Below are 21,220 nucleotides of genomic sequence, written 5' to 3' on the forward strand. Positions count from 1 at the left end.
GAGAATCAGGAGATTTATTTTACTTCCAGAATGTAGTAGTTTTTCTTTCCTTTTTGGATCAAAAGATACTTTCCTTGCAACAGATTGAAGCTCAATGGGGCATTGGGATCCGCTACTTTTTCTTTGTTGATACTTACCCCGCCACCTTGGATCATTTTGCGTGCTTCTCCTTTGGAAGGGAAGATTTGAGCATGGGTTTTTTCTCCGAAAAGATCCAATATATTTTCAATCGAGTTAAATTCTTCTTTGTTCAATTGAACCTGGGGCACACCTTCAAATACGGCCAGGAAAGTTCGCTCGTCCAAAGAGGCCAAGTCTTCTGTTGAAGATTTTCCGAATAGAATCTCGGAAGCCTTAACCGCCATTTCGTAGTCTTCCTGACTGTGAACCATAATGGTCACCTGCTTGGCGATTTCCTTTTGGAGCGTTCTCAGGTGAGGAGCTTGGGCATGCTCGGCTTCCAAGCTTTCGATGGTGGATTGATCCAATACAGTGAAAATGCGGATATACTTAGATGCATCCTCATCCGACACATTCAGCCAAAACTGGTAGAAAGCATAAGGTGAAGTCTTTTCCGGATCGAGCCACACGGACCCACTTTCGGTTTTTCCGAATTTGGTGCCGTCTGCCTTGGTGATCAAGGGAACAGTCAAAGCAAAGGCACTTCCACTGCCCATTCTTCGGATGAGTTCCGTACCGGTGACGATATTTCCCCACTGATCCGAACCACCAAGCTGGATCGTGCAGTTGTTGTTTTTCCAGAGATGGTAGAAGTCATAGCCCTGAATCAATTGGTAGCTGAATTCAGTAAAGGAAAGTCCATTTCCATCTTCCAGTCTTCTTTTCACGCTGTCTTTGGACATCATATAATTGACCGTGATGTGCTTTCCTACGTCGCGGATAAAATCCAGGAAGGAAAACTGAGACATCCAGTCGTAATTATTTACCAGCTCTGCTTTATTAGAAGTGGCTCCTGAAAAGTCCAAAAATTTGGACAATTGTCCCTGAATGCATTTCACATTGTGATCCAATGTCGCTTTATCGAGGAGATTTCGTTCGGCAGATTTGAAGGAGGGGTCACCAATCATACCGGTGGCACCACCGACTAATGCAAAAGGCTTGTGACCTGCTCTTTGAAAATGAAGCAAAGTCATCACACCCACCAAGTGGCCGATATGCAGGGAATCTGCAGTAGGATCAAATCCCAAATAGGCCGAAGCCATTCCTTTGGCAAGGTGCTCCTCGATCTCTGGGGTCATGTCCTGAAGCATTCCTCTCCATCTCAGCTCTTGAATAAATGAATTCATTGGAAAAAGGTCGTTTTTTAATTGCCCGCAAATATAGGGTTATCGGGGGAGTATGGAAATTTCCCGCTCACTTCAAATTTTTCAATGTAGAGGATTCTAAGAAGTATTACCACTCTTCAAAACAACCTTACAGGGCTTGGGTTTAATTGCTTACTTTCGCCAATTCCAATTGACATTTATGAAAAAACGATTTCTATCCTTTGTTTTTGGGGTTTCACTGCTAGTTGGAAGTGAAGTTAATGCCCAAAACTCACCTAATTGGCTTCGCTATCCGGCTATTTCTCCTGATGGAAGCCAAATTGCTTTTACCTACAAAGGGGACCTTTACCTAGTTTCAAGTTCAGGGGGTAAAGCCACTCAATTGACTTTTCATGAAGCGCATGATTTTAAGCCTGTGTGGTCTCGGGACGGGCAGCACATTGCTTTTGCTTCAGACCGATATGGCAATTTTGATGTGTTCATCATGGGTGCAGATGGGGGAGAGGCGCAGCGATTAACCTATCACTCCACGGATGAAATGCCTTATGATTTCAGCTCAGATGGGCAGAAAGTGATTTTTGGTGCAGCTAGAATGGATCTGGCAGAGCATCGTCAATATCCTACCGGATCTCAGCCTGAATTGTATCAGGTTAATAAAAAAGGCGGTAGAGTGGATCAAGTTTGGACTATTCCTGCGGAGTATGTGCAAAGCTCCAAGGATGGCTCCAAGATGATCTATCATGATAAAAAAGGAGGAGAAAACGAATGGAGAAAGCATCATCAGTCAGGCATTGCCCGAGACATTTGGATGTATGATGCTGCCAAAAATGAGCATGTGATGCTGACCAAGTTCTATGGCGAAGACCGTAATCCGGTTTTTTCACCTGACGAATCAGAAATCTTCTACCTCAGCGAGGCCAATGGCAGCTTCAATGTGTACAGTATGCCGGTAGCCAACCCAAATCAAACTCAGGCGCTGACTTCGTTTAAGAATTTCCCCGTTCGGTTTTTGTCCATAGCCAAGGATGGAACTATGAGCTTTAGCTATGACGGGGAATTGTACACGTTGAGAAAAGGCGGCGAACCTAAAAAACTGGAAGTTTCCATCGCCACCCAAGCCATTGCCAATCCAGACAATTTCATCTCTATCAATGGAGGAGTGCGCGAAATGTCCATTTCTCCTGATGGAAAAGAAATTGCCTTTATTGCGAGAGGCGAGGTTTTTGTCACTTCGGTGGATGGTTCTTTGACCAAGCGAATCACCAATACCCCTGAGCAGGAGCGATTTGTGGAGTTTGCTCCTGACGGGAAGTCAGTCATCTATGCCTCAGAGCGTGAGGGCAAGTGGCAGATATTCAAAAGTTCCAAAGTGAGAACGGAGGAGCCGTTTTTCTTCGCAGCTACCTTGTTGAAAGAAGAACCGATGGTGAGTGTAGCAGCGGATGCCTATTTGCCTAAATTTTCTCCGGACGGCAAGAAGCTGGCCTATGTTGAAGGAAGAAGAAGCCTGAAGGTGATGGATTTGGCCACAAAGGCGACGGTAACTTTGATGGGACCTGACTTACTTTTCCACATGAGCGATGGGGATCAATATTTCACCTGGAGTCCAGATAGCAAGTGGCTCCTTGCCAGCTACCGACCTACGATGACCAATTCTGAAGTAGTGCTTTTGGATGCTTCCGGAAAAGAGAAAATGCGTAAGCTCACTCAAAGCGGGTATTCAGACGACAATGCGAAGTGGGTAAACGGTGGCAAACAAATGATTTGGTTTTCCAACCGGGATGGTCTGAGAAGCTATGCCACGAGCGGTCGAATGGAAGAGGATGTCTACACCTTGTTTTTCGATCAGGCAGCTTGGGATAAATTCCGATTGAGTAAGGAGGAGTTTGATTTGCTTAAAGAAATTGAAAAAGCTAAAAAACCGGAATCCAGCGAAGATAAATCCAAAACCGATTCAAAAACTGAGGAGAAAAAGACCGAAACTTTGGTATTCAACTGGGATGGGTTTGAGGATCGAAAGGCCCGATTAACCATTCATTCTTCCATTATGGGGGATGCAGTACTATCCAAAGACGGAGAAAAACTCTACTACCTCGCCCGATTCGAAAAAGGAATGAATCTTTGGTCTACCAATTTGAGAACCAAAGAAACCAAGCAGGAAATTGCCTTAGATGCCAACTCAGGACGCTTGTTTTGGGATAAGGAACAGAAGAACCTCTTTCTCCTTGCGGATGGAAGTATAGCCAAAATCAATCCGGAGGGCATGAAGCGTGAGTCCATTAAGATTGCAGGGGAGATGACCTTTGACAAGAATGCCGAGACTGCTCATCTTTTTGAGCATGTGTGGTTAAGAACAAAGGGGATTTTCTATACACCTGACATGCATGGAATTGATTGGAATGCCATCAAGCCAGCCTATCAAAAATATTTACCACATATTGGCAACAGCTATGAATTTGCGGAGCTTCTTTCCGAAATGATCGGTGAGCTCAACGTTTCCCACGCCGGAGCGAGATTTAGCAGGTCTGTGCCAATGGCTGACGCCACAGGTGCCCTTGGTGTATTCTTTGACTACAAACACTCCGGAAACGGAATAAAAGTGACCGAAGTCATTACAGGAGGACCGTTGGATAAAGCAGATATAAAAGTCGTTCCTGGAATGATCATCGAGCGAATTGATGGGGAATTGATCACTCCTGAACTGGATTTTGCAAAGCTGCTCAACAGAAAAGCGGATAAGTTTACCTTGATTGAAGTATTGGATCCCAATACCAATGCAAGAATTCAGTACACCATTAAGCCGATTACTTTGGCTGCGGAGAGTCAGTTACTCTACAAGCGTTGGGTGAAAAAAAACCAGGAAGAAGTGGAAAGATTAAGTGGTGGAAAGCTGGGCTATGTCCATATCCCGGGTATGAGTGACGGACCTTATCGAAATGTCTACGAGGATATGCTTGGTAAGTATTTTGAGAAGGATGGAATTGTTGTGGATACGCGATTCAACGGAGGTGGTGACCTGGTTGCAGATTTGGCTATGTTCTTTACCGGAGAGTCTTTCTTGACCTATGCCACTGCAGATAAAGTGGTAGGAGGAGAGCCTACCTCTCGATGGACCAAACCTACTTTGGCCATGTTCAATGAAGCTAATTACTCTGATGGTCATTGCTTTGCTTGTGGCTATACTGATTTGAAAATCGGAAAGACTGTGGGAATGCCTACACCTGGAACCTGTTCTTTTGCAGGATGGGAAAGTCTTCCAGATGGAACCCGCTGGGGCGCGGTGCCGATTTCTGCGAAAAACAAAGCAGGGGAATGGTTAGAAAACAACGAAACCCGTCCTCAGTTTGAAGTGAAAAATATGCCTGGAAAAATCGATAAAGGGATAGATCAACAGCTTGAAAAAGCAGTGGAAGAACTGCTCAAAGATATCAACTAAAACAAGAAACCCCGGTCCAAAAGGCCGGGGTTTCTTAATTGCTTATCCACGTTGAGTATTTTACTGGTATTGCTTAGTGTTCAGTGATTCATCGTTTTTGAAAAACTGAGTCATCTTTGCAAAAGAACTGTCGAAGTAACCTTCCAGCATCCTTTTAATGATGAATGTTCTGTATTCATCTTTAGAAACGATTGGAAAATATTCGTGGCTCTTGCCATAAGACTTGTGACTTACAAAGCCTTTTCTTTCAAGAATTCTTACAATGGTAGATACCGTGTTGTAAGCAGGTTTTGGTTCAGTCATGGGTGTTAGGATATCTTTCACGAAGCCTCGCTCAATATCCCAGAGGATTTGCATAATTTCCTCTTCAGCTCTGGTTAATGGTTTCATAATGTGTTAAGTTTTAAATCTGTAGAAAATTATTGGTTTAGTTTCTGATAAGCAAAATATTTTTTGAATTTATTTTTACTATTTAGTTGAAAGAAGTTCTAAACATCTGAAAACCAATTAACAAGCATAAAAAAAGCCACCGGTTTGGTGGCTTTGGTATTTAAATGTTTGAAGAAATTATGCAGTCCTGAGTTTGATTATTCCAGTAGCATGCAAAAGCTTAACCACAGGATAAGTCGGATCAAATTCATACCATTTTACTGCAAAGTTGGGTCTGTTTGGAAGTTTGTGATGATTGTTTTGGAAGAGTTCCCCAAGCATCAAAACGTCCAGCAATAATGAGTTTTTGGATTGGTCATTGTTATCAAAATTGGAATAACCATACTTATGCCCACTCCAGTTTACAATGGCACCGTGTACAGGGCCCATTAAAAAATGGATTGGCAAAAGGAAATACATCCACCAATGCGTACCAGGCAATTCAAACACTGAGATGCAAAGGATGTAGACGAGTACATAGAATACTCCCCAACCCAGTCTTACCGCCATGTTATCCGCAAATTTGTCAAACTTGCCCCAGTCAGGAATGTCTTTTGAGAATCTCTCTTCCGGTTTAAGTTTGAAACTGAAGTAATCGTTGTAGATATTTTTTGTTTTCCACATCATCGTGAATAGGTTTTCTGTATGATGTGGGCTGTGTGGATCTTTTGGCGTATCAGAGTAGGCATGATGCATGCGGTGAAGAATCGCATAGGCCCTTGGTGAAAGGTAGGAGCTACCTTGCCAAATCCAGGTAAAGAAGTAAAAGAATTTTTCCCAGAATTTGCTCATCACAAACATTTGGTGAGCGGCGTAACGGTGAAGAAAGAAACTCTGGCAAAACAGGGAGAAATACCAGTGTAACAGGAAGAAGATAATGATAATCACTCGGGTAATAGTTTGATTTTTTGACAAAGATAAGTTTTGGACGTTAATAATTCCTTAATTTACATATATGGCAGTTTACTTTTGAGGTGATTTTAATCAGTTTTGTAAAATAGGAAGATCTTTTATTACAGATAGCTATGAGCGATCAAAAAAAGTCAACGTCGATTCTGGTAAAAATTTTGGTAGGAGGAATTTCCGTATTGATTGCAGATTATTTTCTTAGCGGGGTTTCTTTAGACAGCTGGATCACTGGGTTTCTTTTAGCAGCCGTGATTATTCTGATCAATTTTACACTGAAGCCAATTATGGTGTTTCTCACTTTCCCGATTACTTTGGTCACATTTGGTTTGTTTTTATTGGTAATCAATGCTTTGGTGATTTTGATGGCTGCTGAGTTGATTCCCGGTTTTACGGTAAATGGATTTTGGTGGGCTTTGGGATTTGCAGTCGTACTAAGTTTGATAAACGGGATTTTTGGAAATACATTGGATTCAGATCGCTAAGGTTTTATCACCCTCTCTTCGGTAAGCTTTTCTTTCTCCTGTTTTGCTTAATACATAAATCAATGGACCAAGGGTAGGCCTTACTGAAACGATTAAAACAGATTTTTCCTCTTTCAGAGGATCTCCTTCATTTATTTTCACTTCCTGGATCGAAAGAGATGCCTTTGGGATGCAAAATTCATTATTGGCAGCATCCACCATATATCTCTCTTCTTCAGGATCAATTCCGGTAATTTTCTTTTGATCAGACGTGCCGATTAGGATTAGTCCACCTTCTGTATTGGCCATAGCTGAGATGGTCTTTGCTATTTTTTCTTTCGAAGTTATTTTCTGTTTGAAATCCAGGGATTTACCTTCTTTTTCCTTTAGCAGTTTATTAACAAAATCCTGATCAAATTTTTTTGAAAACATTTTATTACTTTACTTTCTACAACTATATTAATACTTCTTACGCTAAGCCCAGAAACGAATGAGAAATCTTGTTGCAATTAAAAATTTTTAAGCCATGCCTTTCAGTAACCCAGGATTTGATCCAAAAAATATTGAAAACTTAAAAGCAGAATTGAAAAATTCAGGTAAATCTTTCAAAGTGATTCCTGATGATGAAAATTCGGATGAGTTTGTCAACTTCTATTTTATAGGAAAATATGAAGGCCGTGAAGTAATCTACGACGCAGCCCTTTACACTTTGAGATTGCATCATGCCAGCGAAGTATATGAACTGGCAGAGCACGAAGCAGCCAAAAAGTTCCCGAATTTCAAAGGAATCAATTATGAGGAAGACGAAAACGGGAATATGAAACCCCTTTCCAGCGAAGAGGAAGAGATTGGCTGGTTTATCACAGAGATCATCATGGATTTGGAAGAGGAGGAAGCAGTAAAAGTTCAGGAGTTTGTGGATATCGACACCAATCATGATTATGGCATTGGTCTGGATGCCGCTTTGAATGTGGAAGAAATCAACGAAAAAGTAGTTGCCAAATTCATCCAAGAATTCAATGATGATACGCTTGTATTAGATGAAACGCTTTATTCTTTCCAAACAGAGGAGGATGAAATTTGAATTTTTTTAATCCTTCAAAACATACCTTTGCGGCGTTGGTTATACCGACGCTTTTTTTATGCTCAAAATCGCCTGGTCTACCGCTTATTCTCATCCGTTGCCTGCTGGCCATCGCTTTCCGATGGAGAAGTATCAGCTCTTGCCCGAACAGCTCAAATATGAAGGGACGCTGGAGGACATTAATTTCTTTGAACCCCAAGCGCTGGATGATAAATGGATCCTAAATACGCACAGACCAGTGTATTTTCAGAAATTAAAAAGCCTCCAATTGTCTAAGTCGGAGATTCGAGCCACAGGATTTCCTCTGAGTAAAGAATTGGTCGATCGAGAGATACAAATTGCTGGCGGTTCGGTTCAGGCTGCTCTTTTTGCTTTGGAATATGGGATTGGGATGAACATTGCCGGCGGGACTCACCATGCTTTTTCGGATCGGGGAGAAGGATTTTGTCTTCTAAATGACATTGCAATCACTGCCAATTATTTAATTGAAAATCAATTGGCCCATCGAATACTTGTGGTGGATTTGGATGTGCATCAGGGAAACGGGACTGCTGAACTTTTTCAGGAAAGTAAGGAAGTTTTTACCTTCAGCATACATGGAGAAAAAAACTATCCCCACCGAAAGGAGCGATCCCACTTGGATATAGGACTTCCTGATGGAACGCAAGACAAGGATTACCTGAGCATATTGGAGAAAAACCTAAAATTCATTTTGGACCGGTTTTCCCCTGATTTTATCATTTATCAATGCGGGGTGGATGTTTTGGCTACTGATCAACTCGGAAGATTGGGCATGACTCTTTCAGGTGTAAATGCCCGCGATCGCATGGTTTTGCAATTGGCCAAAGAAATCAAGGCTCCCATCATGTGCTGCATGGGAGGTGGATATTCCAAACAGATTAAGGATATCATTGAAGCTCATGCTCAAGTGTACAGGCTAGCACAGGAGCTTTATTTCTAGACTTTAACGCTAATTAACTGACTAAAAAACGGGTGCCTCTTGCAAAATGAATACTTTATTTATATTTGCGGCCTGTCAACCATAATCAATTAAAAGTGAAAAAAGGATTACAACTTATCGGTGTACTGTCCCTAGCTACGGTACTTTTCTATTCTTGCGGTCAAAAAACTGAATCAGGCTCTTCCGCCTCTACTTCTGCTGAGCGAGTTGCAGCTGGTGATATGAAAGTTGCTTTTGTGTACACCGACTCAGTGATCAATAAATATGATTTTTTCAAAAAGAAATCTGAAGAAATCACCGAAAAAGGCAAAAGATTCGACGCTGATCTTCAGTCAAGAGCCAGAGGGTTTGAGCAGGAAGTTGCTACTTTTCAGCAAACTGGTGGAAACATGACTCAAAATCAAATTCGGGCCAAGCAAGACGAATTGATGCAGAAAGAGCAAAACCTCATGACCTACAGAAACAATCTGATGCAAGAGCTCTCTACTGATGAGCAAAAGCTTTTGAATGATGTCTACAAGCAAGTTCAAACTTTCATGCAGGAATATGCCAAAGAAAACGGCATTGACATCATTCTTAGCTACACACGTGGTGGTGCAATGTGGTATGCTACAGAAGCCATCGATGTGACTAGCTCTGTCGTAGAAGGCTTGAATAAAAAATACAATGCCAATCCAAATGCAGTAACTACTACTCCGGCTGCTGCAGATACCACAGCTAAAAAATAAAGAGTCATTTCCGGCCTCTGAAAAACCCGGCTAAGTCCGGGTTTTTTTGTGGGTAAAAAATGGGTAATTTTGCGGCTCTTATTCAAAATCCGATTGAAATGAAATCGAGCAAGCGGGGCAACGTAAAGGTTGGAAAGGTTTGCCACATTGCTGGATCTCTAGTGACTAAAAAAACATATATAACTCATGAAAATCACTGAATTTTTAAAGCACAACTATAGACACTTCAATGCTGCGGCACTAATCGATGCGGCAGAAGGATATAAAACCCATCTCAATGAAGGTGGAAAAATGATGGTGACTCTGGCAGGAGCCATGTCCACTGCCGAGTTGGGAATTTCCCTAGCTGAGATGATCCGTCAGGACAAAGTTCAAATCATTTCTTGTACAGGTGCCAATTTGGAAGAAGATGTGTTTAACCTGGTGGCCCATGACTACTATGAGAGAGTTCCAAACTATAGGGAACTTTCCCCTGAACAAGAACAGGAGCTTTTGGAGCGTCATATGAACCGTGTGACCGATACTTGTATTCCTGAAATGGAAGCAATGCGTCGGATCGAGAACGTGATTTTGGAAGAATGGATGAAGGCTGATCAAGCAGGAGAGCGTTTTTTCCCGCATGAGTTTTTCTATAAAATCCTTCTATCAGGTAAACTTGACGCTTCTTTCCAGATAGATCCTAAGAATAGCTGGCTTTTGGAGGCAGCTAAGAAAAACCTTCCGATCATTGTACCTGGTTGGGAAGATTCGACTTTGGGAAATATGTATGCGGGTCACGTGATCTCCGGGGATGTGAAAAATGTGCATACTGTAAGAAGTGGAATAGAATACATGATGTTCCTGGCGGAATGGTACACAGTCAATGCCACCGAAGAAAGTAAAGTCGGATTTTTCCAAATTGGCGGGGGAATTGCAGGTGATTTCCCAATCTGTGTGGTTCCGATGTTGCACCAGGATTTGCAGAGAGACAATGTACCTCTGTGGGGCTATTTCTGCCAAATCTCCGATTCGACTACTTCTTATGGTTCTTATTCCGGTGCTGTTCCAAATGAGAAAATCACTTGGGGTAAGCTGGGTAAAGAAACACCAAAGTATATCATCGAGTCTGACGCAACTATCGTGGCACCCTTAGTGTTTGCCATCGTGTTGGATCAATAAGAATGAAAAAACTGAATCTAATATTTCTTAAGGCAAGCAGCATAATGTTGCTTGCTTTTTGCATTTCTGAGCTTAATGCTCAGCAGCTTAAGTCTCTATCTGGAGCGAACAGCCCTTCTGACGATACTAATCCGATTTGGATTGGAAATAATACCTTGCTGTTTACCCGCACTTTTCATCCCAACAATATGGGTGGAAAGAATGACCCGGGAGATATCTGGATGACTAAGAAAGGTGAAAATGGGGAGTGGGGAGAAGCCATTCACAGGCCAGACTTGAGTTCATCCGGATATGATTTGGCTCTTGGTTTGGAGGATGTATTGACGCTTTTGATTCTTAGGACTGAAGGTGGATCTACTTCTATTCACCAATATTCCAAGTTTGGGCAAGAATGGAATTACCTAAGAGCCGTCAATTTCCCCGGATTAAATGGTTTTGAAGGTTGGTTGACAGGCAGGGTAGTATCAGGAGGCAAACTCATTTTTCTTGCCGGTAAAAAGTCTGGAGGACTTGGAAATGAAGATATCTACATCAGCGAAAAGACAGGTTTCATCGATTGGTCCGAGCCAGTGAACCTTGGGGGAATTATCAATGGATTCGGTCAAGAAATGGGGCCTTATTTTGACCCTAAGACCTCCATTCTTTATTATTCTTCCAGTTCGCATAAAGGTGCGACTGGGAAAGATATTTTGATTTCTAAAAAATTGGGAGAGGGATGGAATACTTGGAGCAAGCCTGAAAAATGGGAACAGATCAGTTCAAATGGTTCAGAAGCGTCCATTACTTTTTTGACTGAAAATGAGGTGGTTTGGACAAGTACCCAAAATAGCGACGGATTTGCTGATTTAGTCACTTTTGCGCAACCGATTCCTTTGGTTATGCCTACGGAATTCATTCCGGCATCAAATCCTGTCACACAAGTCAACCCTCCATCTTCTACTTTCAAAGCAGTAACTCAGCCCGTTTCAAGTACTGCTAGCACAAAAATCAGTATGGTAGAAGTAATGCCTACCGCCTCAGAACCAGATGTAGCCGTCACCTGGCTGGTGATGGACTCCAAATTGAAAATAGAAGTTCCATACACGATTTCATGGCTTAAAGGAACTCAGAATATGAATTTTCCCACTGAAAGTTTGATTTCAGAACTTGAAAAAGGAGGGATTACTTCAGCAAAAATTTCTTCCAAGGGATATTTCCCGGTATTACTCCCATTAAGTGAACTGATGAGGAAAGGTAAAACAGTAGTTCTCATGACCAAAGCTGAATCAGGGAGTTCGGTACTTCTGAAAGATGTAAACTTTAAGGTGGGAACAGCTGAATTGGAAGGGGAGGTGACCATGAACACGTTAAAGGAGATATCTGAGTTTTTGATCGAAAATCCCTCAGTAATTGTAAGAATCAACGGTCATACAGACAATGCCGGGGATCCGGGGCTTAATAAAGAGCTATCTCTCGAAAGGGCAGGATCCGTAAGGAAGTTTCTGGTGTCTAATGGAGTCAGTTTCGAGAGGCTTAGAATTTCAGGATGGGGTGGGACCAAGCCAATCGCATCCAATGCCACTGAAGCTGGAAGAGCCAAAAATAGAAGGGTAGAGTTGACCGTAGAAAACTGAGCATTAGAGGTATTATTATAAAAACGCAGGCCTCCAGATTTCTGGAGGCCTGCTTCCTTTTAAAGGGAATATCCTTCCCGATAATCCCGTTTAACAAATTGGTTCGCCGGTTCGAAGTTGGTGATTTTCATATTTGCTCCGTCCCAAACCAGCTTAATACCTCTACCTGGGTAATCGAACTGATTTTGAGCTCCTGCTCTGGGAACTCTGTAATCATAACTCCTGATCGCCAGGTTACCCATCAAAACTGACTCGGTCAAAGGACCTGCCACAGAAAATGGAGAACTAAGCTGATTGAATTCTTTAGAACCATATCCGGCTAAGCAAGCCTCTACCCAGTTATTGTAGTGTCCTCTGTCTCCTTCAGGTACCCGATATTCAGTTTTAGGCACAGACACTTCCTTGGTGCGGGTGGTAGGTAAAAGCTGAGGATTGGCCCCATACGTGGAGCACATCATTTTTCCTTTGGTGCCCTCGATAATTACTCCATTTCCTCCGTCACCCATTATTTCATTTGGTCCCAATTCTTCCGGACGGGTAGGCTGAATACCTCCATCCATCCAGTGGAATACCAAATCTTCTTTCCCTGGACGATCAAATCTCAGCGTGATGTGAGAAGATGGAGGACAGCTTTCAGGGAAATAACCTCTCTGAAATTCTCCCACGTAAACAGATCCTACTGAGCACTCGGCTGATTTTGGATATCCTAGTCCTAACACACGGAAAGGTGGCTCCATAATATGGCAAGCCATATCCCCCAAGGCCCCCGTTCCATAATCCCACCAGCCTCTCCAGTTGAATGGAACCAGATTACCTACATAGTCCTTGTAAGGAGCAGTACCCAGCCAAAGATCCCAATCCAAATCAGCAGGTGGAGTAGCAGGGGTACTTGGCCACTGTATTCCTTGAGGCCATACTGGGCGATTGGTCCAAGACCAGACCCGAGTAGCTTCTCCGATCAGTCCCGCATTGTACCATTCCACCATTTGACGAACGCCGTCCCCTGAAGAACCTTGGTTGCCCATTTGGGTCACTACTTTATATTTCTCAGCTGCTTCAGTTAGCATTCTGGCTTCATAGATATCATGAGACATGGGTTTTTGCACGTACACGTGTTTTCCCATTTTCATGGCCATCATAGCCTGTACTGCGTGCATATGATCAGGAGTAGAAACTGTAACAGCGTCGATATTCTTCTCCTCTTTTTCAAGCATGATGCGGTAGTCTTTGTAATAGGCAGCCTTTGCATGATCCTGTCTCGCTCTAGCAGCTCTTGTGTCATCCACATCACAAAGGGCCACGATATCGGCTTTTCCACTTCTGAATACTCCACTTACATCGCTATATCCCATACCACCTACTCCAATGGAGGCTACACGAAGCCGGTCACTTGGGGCAATATACCCAGGTCCGCCTAGCACATGTCTTGGAACTATGTAAAACCCTGCCAGTGCAAGGGCTGATCCTTTGATAAAACTCCTTCTGGAATTTTTTTCTCCGTTAAAATTATTTTGATCCATACCTATTGTTTTAATGTTTGAGAGACTTTCAAGGGCCTTAAATAATGTCAATTTTACTTAAAAAAGAACTCAAACCTGCGGAATTACAGAATTGGCTAATAGAAGTGGACAAAAAGGACTAGGACCAGCTTTTTCCTACCATACCGATCCTTAGCCCATAAATTATATTAGGCTCGAAAAGATTTATAAAATTTTGAAGTAAGTTTGGACAAAATCCATTCGTTATGAAAAAAACACTTTGGACACTTGCTATAGGAGGTTTGCTGGCTTTAGGGGCGTGCCAAACCTCTCCAAAATTGTCTGAATCAGGGCTTATCCCTCTTCCTCAGCAAATTACAGATGGCTCAGGAAAGTTTGAATTGAGCAACTCCTCTGGAATCAAACTGGTAGGTAACAGTGAGCGACTGACCCGAATCGGTGAATACCTTGCTGAAAAGCTCCGGCCAGCAACAGGGTATGATATCCCGGTTTCTTATGATGCGGGTGAAATTGTTCTAGAACTCACCGGAAATGACGGTTCTGAAGCCTATGAGATACAAGTGACCGGTGATGGGGTAAAGATAACCTCTTCCGGTGAAGCGGGTCTTTTCTATGGCATTCAGACACTCCTTCAGCTTTTACCTGTAGAGATTAGCAACTCCTCGGTTCAGAATGTAGCGTGGGTAATTCCCCAGGGAACTATCCAGGATGAGCCTGAATATGGATATAGAGGCTCCATGCTTGACGTAGCTCGGCATTTTATTTCAGTAGAAGATGTCAAGTTTTACATAGACCAAATGGCTCAGTTGAAGTTGAATTACCTTCACCTTCACCTCACTGATGATCAAGGTTGGAGAATAGAAATCAAATCCTGGCCAAAACTGACTGAAATAGGGGGTAGCACCCAAGTAGGAGGAGGACCGGGAGGTTTTTATACTCAGGAGCAATACAAAGATATGGTGGCTTATGCTGCTGAACGATTTATCACTATCGTACCGGAGGTGGATATGCCCGGACATACCAATGCGGCTTTGGCCTCTTATGCAGAATTAAACCCCGGAGTAAATCTTCCCAACGGTAAGCTTGATTCTGTCAATAAGGCTCCATTGGATTACCAAATGCCTCTAAAGAATCCTCAAGCTTCGGAACTTTATACAGGTATCGAAGTGGGCTGGAGTACTTTTGCTCCCAAACTGGAGTTGACTTATGCTTTTGTTGACAGTGTAGTGAGGGAGATTTCAGAGATTACTCCAGGACCATATTTCCACATCGGAGGAGATGAATCCCATGTGACCGAACAGGATGACTACGTTTATTTTATAGAAAGAGTACAGGATATCGTCTCCAAATATGGGAAAACCAGTATCGGATGGGATGAAGTGGCCACGGCAAAATTACTTCCGGGTAATGTGGCTCAATTCTGGGCGAAAGAAGAAAATGCCAAACTTGCCAAAGAGCAGGGAAACAAGGTGTTGATGTCTCCGGCAAAGAAGATTTATTTGGATATGCAATATGACAGCACCACCCGAATAGGTCTTCATTGGGCGGCTTACATAGAATTGGACTCAGCTTACCTGTGGGAACCTTCAACTTATGCTGAGGGTATTGCTAAAGAAAACATCTTGGGGGTAGAAGCCCCACTTTGGACTGAGACAGTGACCAATAGAGCGGATATCAGTTATTTGGCATTTCCAAGGCTGGCGGCTATGGCTGAGGTAGCTTGGACAGCGCAAGATAAGCGTACTTGGGAAGGATTTTCTAAACGAATTCCTGCTCAAGGAAAGAGATGGGATATACAAGGCGTAGGATTTTATAAGTCGCCAAAGGTAGTTTGGTAATAGCAGAGCCCGGCAGAAACCCACTGTCGGGCTTTTTTTGACATTTTTTGTAAATGTGTCATTCTGAGAGGATAGCGCTACCAAGGGAATAATCAGGGAATTTATTCCACACGCGGTGAAAGGTAATTTTTTGATTTTGCCAAAAATGGGTCTATTATCGAAGTAAGAATAGAAAAGCAGCTATCAATCAATTTACATTTTCATGGGAGAAATTATTGTCGCATTTAGCAATTGGATTTGGGGACCTCCAATTTTGGTATTGTTGTTAGGAGGAGGAAGCTTTTTTTTCATCCATTCCGGGTTCATCCCTTTTACAAAAATGGGTCATGCCATCAGCTTGCTTCGAGGAAAATATGACGATGACCTGGCGCCGGGACAAATATCTTCCCGACAAGCCCTTTATTCAGCCATTGCTTCCACGGTGGGTTTAGGAAATATTTCCGGTGTAGCCATTGCCCTGAATATGGGTGGCCCTGGAGCAATATTCTGGATGTGGGTAGCCGCTTTTGTAGGGATGGCAACCAAATTTTATACATGTAGCTTGGCGATCATGTATAGAGGTACCGATTCTGCAGGAGTGATTCAGGGAGGGCCAATGTATGTGATTGACAATGGAATGGGGAGAAAATGGAAGTTTCTTTCTTATATCTTTTGTATTGCTGGCGTGATCGGATTATTGGCCATATTCCAAGCAAATCAGTTGACGGCCGTCATACAGGCGGTGCTCATCGAGCCTGATACCATGGAAGAAACAGTAAGAAATCGATGGATCATTGGGATTGGAATGATGCTATTGACTGCTATGGTGATTTTGGGAGGCATACAACGTATTGCCGCTGTAGCTTCCAAAATGGTTCCCTTCATGGTGGCAATCTACTTTTTCACAGTTCTGATCATAGTTTTCAAATACTTTGGAGATATTCCCGAAATGTTCAAGCTCATCCTTGTGGATGCATTTACCGGTAATGCTGTTATGGGCGGAGCAGTGGGGTCGGTAATTATTATAGGAGCAAGGAGAGCCGCCTTTTCCAATGAGGCAGGAATTGGAACGGCACCCATGGTCCATGGACAGTCAAAAAACAATGAACCCATTCGAGAAGGTTTGATAGCCATGCTGGGCCCATTTATTGATACGGTGGTCGTCTGCACCTTGACGGCTTTGGCCATATTGTTGACCGGGGTTTGGGAAAATACTGAAAATGATGGGGTGAAGCTTACCTTGGCTGCCTTTGAAATGGGGATTCCTGTGATAGGGAAGTATCTTCTGATGATTTCAGTCCTTGTTTTCGCTCTTTCTACCATGTTTACCTATTCTTATTATGGACACAAATGCACCAATTACCTCTTTGGTGCAGATAAGGCCAACTTCTATAATTATTTCTATTTGATTACTATCGTAGTGGGGGCAGTTGCTTCCTTGGAGGTTGTGGTAAGTTTGGTAGATGGGATGTATGCCGTCATGGCTTTTCCTAACATGATAGCCGCTTTGTACCTAGCTCCTAAGGTAAAAGCAGCCACGAAGGATTACTTCGCCCGAATGAAGAAAAATTAATAGGATTATACCTTTTCAGCCATTTGGCTAATTTTCCTCTGATTTTGGTCGGGGTGTAGAACGTAGTTTTGAACAGAGCTGAGCCTTGTTCAAGGGGATTAAATTTTCTCTTTTCTGAGGGTTAATAATGAAGAGTCGATGAAATTTCTGGTTGCTCCAAATGCTTTTAAAGGAACGCTCTCTGCTGGAGAAGCCGCTAAATTGATTTCTGGAATTATCTCGGAATCCATTTCATACGCAGAGACCCTTTCACAGCCTGTAGCTGATGGTGGGGATGGTACCTGCGAGTTGCTTATTGACTCTTTGAATCTGGAGAGAGTTTATTGTTGGTCTTTGAATGCGGTTGGACAGCCAATTTTGGGTTTTTACGGGTGGAAAGAGAGTACTAAGACTGCTTTCATCGATGTTTCCACCTGCAGTGGGCTTGGAAGTCTCCAGACATTTCAAAAAGATCCAAGATTGGCTTCCACGTATGGAACAGGATTGTTGATCCAAAAAGCACTGAATAGAGGTGCAAAGGAATTGGTTTTAGGTTTGGGAGGAAGTGCCACAGTAGATATGGGAACCGGGATATTGGCAGCCTTGGGATTTTTGTTTTTAGATGAAAAAGGTAGGGAAATTCCTGTTTTTTCTCCCGACTTGTTTAAAAAGTGCAGGCATATCCAACTTCCTTTGGCGGTGCCCTCATTGAGAGTTACTTGCTTATGTGATGTGAAAAACTTCTTTTTTGGGGAAAAAGGAGCCATTCCGGTCTTTGGGCCTCAAAAGGGATTAAAAAAATCGGATCTTAAAGATTTTGAAAAAGAGGCTGAAGACTTTTTTCAACTTCTTTTAAAGAAATCCAAAAAGCCGTGGAAAGATCTGCCTGGTTTCGGTGCTGCAGGAGGTATTGCCATGGGATTGAGCATGTTTTTCACCACTCAAATAGAATATGGATCAGCTTATTTTTTTGATCAGGTGGGAATAGAAAAAAAGGTGGAAGAAGCAGACTGGATCATCACCGGTGAAGGAAGGTTTGATTCTCAAAGTATAGAAGGAAAGGCCTGTTTCGAACTTCTTCAACTAGCCCGATCAAAAGGAAAAAAAATCGGAATAATCACTTCAGGTGATGAGGCTTACTCTTATGATTTTGATATAGTTATGAAACTTCCTGATTTGGATTTCTCAAACTCTTCATTCAAAGAAAAAGCCCGCAAGAACTTTTGCGAGCTTGTCAAAACTACTATTTCAAAAGGGGGATTTTACTGATCAAACTCTTCTGTAATCCCCTTTCCAATTTTTGATTTGGAGTTTAATTTCTTTAGGACTTAGATTTTTTGCAATCGCAATTTTCATCAAATCTATCAATTCATCATCACTGGCAAATCTCAAAGCGATAATCTGTCCCAGCTTTAGTTTTTGCTCTTCATCTTCAAAGGATTTACCTGTTAAATGAAAATACCTAATTCTCATTTCGTTCAGGATGATTCTGTTTTGGAGTTTTAGTGCATACAGTCTTGCTAATAAGGGCAACATGACGATGATCAAGGCTCCAATCAGGGAATAAAGACTGTCTGAGATGGCCTCACTGGATGAAAAATCCATCCTGATTAAGGTCCAAATGAAATAGATCAATGTGAGAGGAGTAATCACAAAGTGATGGAAAGCGTAGTAGCGTGTGTGGTTATGATAATTTTGTGTTTTCATAGATTGAAAAAAAAAAGGAGGCTAAGGCCTCCTTTATGTTCTTTATTCAGATTAATGTTCAGTTTTCTTTTTCTTATTGAACGTGTTACGAGCATCCATAGCAGAGAGTCCCGCTCCCAATCCAATAAGAATGCATACAATCAGGAGGAACAACTGTGCTCCTGACATGAGGGGAGAACTGAAAATATTAAGTAGTGTCATGATTTAAATTTTGAGTTGCAAACGATAAGGCTAAGATAGAATCGATAGGTGAAATAACCAAGATTCACCAATCAACACCCACACTACCGACAAATTAATCCAAATCGTCCTCGAAGTCTTCGTCTTCTTCAAAGTCGTCTTCGAAGTCTTCGTCTTCTTCATCGAAGTCAACAAAGTTGTCGTCTACGAATTCGTTTTCTTCGTCGAGATCATATTCGTCCTCAAACTCATCTTCGAATTCATCCTCTTCTTCAAAGTCATCAATTTCATCGAAATCTTCTTCAAAATCCTCCATAGCTATCTTTAAAGGGGTTTTAATGATTGAACACCACGAAATAAGACAAAAATTCAATTAGACCAATGCAGGTATCTTTAATTTTTTTTCAGGTACAATTTCTGTAGAAATTGAATTTTCCTGAATCCACTTTTCTCTCAATAGGTTAGCCCAAGTTTGCATGTAGTAAATCACATCCTCCCTTGAGTTTTTATTCAATTTATCCCGTTTTTCTTTTTCCATTCTGGAAAGGATTTGAGGATCTGACAATCTTTCTAAATGAGCTAAGTCATCAATGCTTAATCCAAATTCCAGCATTTTGGAGACCATGAGGTCCATCGGATAACCACTGGTGGGGCAATAATCCAGTAACTGCTCATTCCAGTCACCGTATCTTTGCATAGCGAATTGGTGAATTTCTGCTTTTGAAAATTTAGTCAATTCCTGGGCTAGATTTCCGCAATTACACGCGCCCATATGTCCCCACTGATAAGCCGCCCCACTTTGAAGTTTGGATACTGTCTTTTCTATAGCCGCAATTAGTTCTGGATTTGGTATTGCCATGGTTAAACTTTTTAACTCTAACTAATTTACGGATTCTACGGTTTTTAGGAAGCAAAAAAAAACTGATCTTTTTGGATCAGTTGAAGATATGCTTGATGTACTTTTTAATGAGAGGCTTGGAAAGGTAGTCTTTGACGATTCTATACTGGCTGGCTTTAGAAATATCTCTTTCGTCAACCGAACTGCTCAAAATATAAATTTGTGCATCCTCGTCTTGGGGTTGAAACTTGTCCAGAAAATCCCAGCCGTTCATTTCAGGCATATTGAGATCCAAGAATAGGTAATGTGGCTTAATCTCCGGTATTTCTTCCAAGGCTCTTTTTGCACTTTGATACTTATAAAACTGACACGGCTCCTTGACATTCTTGGAGATCAGTTTTTCAGTCACAAAAGTGCTGATGGGATCGTCGTCTATGAGAACTATAGTTAACATCAAAATGCAAATATTTGCTCCTGAAATACATTATAACTTATACAAAAGTATAAGCTATTCTTGAATTAGCAAATACTTTGCCATAAAAGATTGTAATTTTTCAAGAAGGTTTGGACGAGGGTACGAATTTCTGTTTTCCGGTCAACAGTTCGTAAAAGAGAATAAAGTCTGATGCGAGGCTATAAAAGGGATATTTGAAGGTAGCGGGCTTATTTTTTTCGAAAAAGAAATGTCCCACCCATGCAAATCCATAGCCTACAATCGGGATGGAAATCATCCAAGAGTATTCATTCCGAACCACGGAAAGAATCAAAATGACAAAAACCAAGCCTGTGCCGATAAAGTGTAGAATTCTAGAAGTGGGGTGTTGATGCTCGGTGAGGTAGTAGGGATAGAATTCTTTTAGGGATGAATATTTTTTTTCCATGGTTATTTTAGGTTGGGTTGATTGAGATTTATAAATGTATCCGTAGCGCTTTTAAGGGATTTTAAGGTCATTTTTGGTTTGGATTTAGGACTACTTACCTCTGAAACTGCTGTTAGAGTCATAAGATATTTATCCTCTGCAGGATCTATAAAATCCAGGATGACTTGGAGTAATTCATATTCTGAGGTGGTAACCCGTGGGCGATTGTTGAAATTATAGGGATTGTAGAACCATGGGTCATAAACTCGGTATCCCCAAAATGGATAGGGATTCATATTGTTTACAATTTCTTTTTGCCGGGGATCCTCGTTGGAGTGATATCGGATGACCAGATCAGGCTGCTTGGCATCGTAAGTCATTCCTGCAGCTTCAAGTTGATTTTGCAATTCGGTTTTTACCAGTTCATCCAAAAATTGATCGGAAAAACCACGCATTTCCAACTCTTTGTTAACAATGACAAATGACTGGTACTTTTTACGGATCGGGATTTCTGTATTTTCTTTAAACACTTCAATCGAACTGCAGGAAAAGAAAAGAGAAGTAACTGCTGCGGTGACTATCAGGCGAAAGCTCAACTTCATATTTGATGCTCAGAATTTTGAATTACTGGATAAGGAAAGATAATTTTTCTTTAGTAACGAAAAAACTGTCTCAAATGTCACAATCATTTTTTGACTCGAT

General features: G+C 41.9%; 22 protein-coding genes. 10 read left to right on the plus strand and 12 right to left on the minus strand.

All coding sequences use genetic code 11. From position 1 onward, the window contains the following. Positions 1–14: 14 nt before the first annotated feature. On the minus strand, positions 15–1,307 hold the full coding sequence (gene tyrS, locus DDT91_RS13780) for a tyrosine--tRNA ligase (RefSeq protein ID WP_187176777.1): 1,293 nt from the start codon (positions 1,305–1,307) through the stop codon (positions 15–17). A 178-nt stretch (positions 1,308–1,485) separates the two neighbouring features. Here tyrS and DDT91_RS13785 point away from each other — a divergent pair, with 178 nt between their 5' ends. After that, positions 1,486–4,722 (plus strand): S41 family peptidase, encoded by a 3,237-nt coding sequence (locus DDT91_RS13785; RefSeq protein ID WP_187176778.1) that lies wholly within the window; start codon positions 1,486–1,488, stop codon positions 4,720–4,722. 60 nt (positions 4,723–4,782) lie between these two features. Here DDT91_RS13785 and DDT91_RS13790 read toward each other — a convergent pair whose 3' ends face one another. Then, positions 4,783–5,112, minus strand: coding sequence for a BlaI/MecI/CopY family transcriptional regulator (locus tag DDT91_RS13790; RefSeq protein ID WP_187176779.1), 330 nt, complete (start codon positions 5,110–5,112; stop codon positions 4,783–4,785). Between the two features lie 177 nt (positions 5,113–5,289). Next, complete coding sequence (locus DDT91_RS13795; protein WP_187176780.1) at positions 5,290–6,039, minus strand: acyl-CoA desaturase; 750 nt, start codon at positions 6,037–6,039, stop codon at positions 5,290–5,292. 137 nt (positions 6,040–6,176) lie between these two features. On the opposite strand from DDT91_RS13795, the gene DDT91_RS13800 reads away from it, so the two are divergent. Then, positions 6,177–6,542: a phage holin family protein gene (locus tag DDT91_RS13800; protein ID WP_187176781.1), complete on the plus strand. Its 366-nt coding sequence runs from the start codon at positions 6,177–6,179 to the stop codon at positions 6,540–6,542. Here DDT91_RS13800 and DDT91_RS13805 read toward each other — a convergent pair. Beyond that, positions 6,531–6,953: a helix-turn-helix domain-containing protein gene (locus tag DDT91_RS13805; RefSeq protein WP_187176782.1), complete on the minus strand. Its 423-nt coding sequence runs from the start codon at positions 6,951–6,953 to the stop codon at positions 6,531–6,533. The two genes, DDT91_RS13800 and DDT91_RS13805, sit on opposite strands and share 12 nt — an antisense overlap. A gap of 94 nt (positions 6,954–7,047) precedes the next feature. Between DDT91_RS13805 and DDT91_RS13810 the strand changes: the two genes are divergently transcribed. From DDT91_RS13810 to DDT91_RS13830, 5 genes are all read left to right on the plus strand, one after another. Continuing rightward, positions 7,048–7,605: a hypothetical protein gene (locus DDT91_RS13810; protein ID WP_187176783.1), complete on the plus strand. Its 558-nt coding sequence runs from the start codon at positions 7,048–7,050 to the stop codon at positions 7,603–7,605. A gap of 58 nt (positions 7,606–7,663) precedes the next feature. Continuing rightward, on the plus strand, positions 7,664–8,566 hold the full coding sequence (locus DDT91_RS13815; protein WP_187176784.1) for a histone deacetylase: 903 nt from the start codon (positions 7,664–7,666) through the stop codon (positions 8,564–8,566). 95 nt (positions 8,567–8,661) lie between these two features. Continuing rightward, complete coding sequence (locus DDT91_RS13820) at positions 8,662–9,294, plus strand: OmpH family outer membrane protein (RefSeq protein ID WP_187176785.1); 633 nt, start codon at positions 8,662–8,664, stop codon at positions 9,292–9,294. A gap of 186 nt (positions 9,295–9,480) precedes the next feature. Next, on the plus strand, positions 9,481–10,452 hold the full coding sequence (locus DDT91_RS13825) for a deoxyhypusine synthase family protein (RefSeq protein ID WP_187176786.1): 972 nt from the start codon (positions 9,481–9,483) through the stop codon (positions 10,450–10,452). A 2-nt stretch (positions 10,453–10,454) separates the two neighbouring features. Beyond that, on the plus strand, positions 10,455–12,065 hold the full coding sequence (locus tag DDT91_RS13830) for an OmpA family protein (RefSeq protein WP_187176787.1): 1,611 nt from the start codon (positions 10,455–10,457) through the stop codon (positions 12,063–12,065). Positions 12,066–12,124: 59 nt separating this feature from the next. Here DDT91_RS13830 and DDT91_RS13835 read toward each other — a convergent pair whose 3' ends face one another. Continuing rightward, complete coding sequence (locus tag DDT91_RS13835) at positions 12,125–13,585, minus strand: Gfo/Idh/MocA family protein (RefSeq protein ID WP_187176788.1); 1,461 nt, start codon at positions 13,583–13,585, stop codon at positions 12,125–12,127. A gap of 224 nt (positions 13,586–13,809) precedes the next feature. On the opposite strand from DDT91_RS13835, the gene DDT91_RS13840 reads away from it, so the two are divergent. The 3 genes from DDT91_RS13840 to DDT91_RS13850 all read left to right on the plus strand — a co-directional run bounded on the left by DDT91_RS13840 (position 13,810) and on the right by DDT91_RS13850 (position 18,202). Then, a complete protein-coding gene (locus DDT91_RS13840) occupies positions 13,810–15,402 on the plus strand; it encodes a beta-N-acetylhexosaminidase (RefSeq protein ID WP_187176789.1) in 1,593 nt (530 codons plus the stop codon). Between the two features lie 202 nt (positions 15,403–15,604). Beyond that, positions 15,605–16,954 carry a sodium:alanine symporter family protein gene (locus tag DDT91_RS13845; protein WP_187176790.1) on the plus strand — a complete coding sequence of 450 codons (1,350 nt, stop codon included), beginning with the start codon at positions 15,605–15,607 and terminating at the stop codon, positions 16,952–16,954. A gap of 138 nt (positions 16,955–17,092) precedes the next feature. After that, positions 17,093–18,202 carry a glycerate kinase gene (locus tag DDT91_RS13850; protein ID WP_187176791.1) on the plus strand — a complete coding sequence of 370 codons (1,110 nt, stop codon included), beginning with the start codon at positions 17,093–17,095 and terminating at the stop codon, positions 18,200–18,202. Here DDT91_RS13850 and DDT91_RS13855 read toward each other — a convergent pair whose 3' ends face one another. The 7 genes from DDT91_RS13855 to DDT91_RS13885 form a co-directional block, all read right to left on the minus strand. Further along, positions 18,203–18,640 (minus strand): DUF6526 family protein, encoded by a 438-nt coding sequence (locus DDT91_RS13855; protein WP_187176792.1) that lies wholly within the window; start codon positions 18,638–18,640, stop codon positions 18,203–18,205. A gap of 51 nt (positions 18,641–18,691) precedes the next feature. Beyond that, a complete protein-coding gene (locus DDT91_RS13860) occupies positions 18,692–18,841 on the minus strand; it encodes a hypothetical protein (protein ID WP_187176793.1) in 150 nt (49 codons plus the stop codon). A 94-nt stretch (positions 18,842–18,935) separates the two neighbouring features. After that, entirely contained in the window at positions 18,936–19,136 is a 201-nt protein-coding gene (locus tag DDT91_RS13865) for a hypothetical protein (protein ID WP_187176794.1), read from the minus strand. Between the two features lie 57 nt (positions 19,137–19,193). Further along, a complete protein-coding gene (locus DDT91_RS13870; protein ID WP_187176795.1) occupies positions 19,194–19,679 on the minus strand; it encodes a hypothetical protein in 486 nt (161 codons plus the stop codon). Positions 19,680–19,755: 76 nt separating this feature from the next. Continuing rightward, positions 19,756–20,112, minus strand: coding sequence for a response regulator (locus DDT91_RS13875; RefSeq protein WP_187176796.1), 357 nt, complete (start codon positions 20,110–20,112; stop codon positions 19,756–19,758). 100 nt (positions 20,113–20,212) lie between these two features. Further along, a complete protein-coding gene (locus DDT91_RS13880) occupies positions 20,213–20,539 on the minus strand; it encodes a DUF962 domain-containing protein (protein ID WP_187176797.1) in 327 nt (108 codons plus the stop codon). A gap of 2 nt (positions 20,540–20,541) precedes the next feature. Continuing rightward, positions 20,542–21,120: a DUF4136 domain-containing protein gene (locus DDT91_RS13885; RefSeq protein ID WP_187176798.1), complete on the minus strand. Its 579-nt coding sequence runs from the start codon at positions 21,118–21,120 to the stop codon at positions 20,542–20,544. Positions 21,121–21,220: the final 100 nt, after the last annotated feature.

The sequence above is a fragment of the Algoriphagus sp. AK58 genome, from assembly GCF_014324365.1.
Taxonomy (GTDB): domain Bacteria; phylum Bacteroidota; class Bacteroidia; order Cytophagales; family Cyclobacteriaceae; genus Algoriphagus.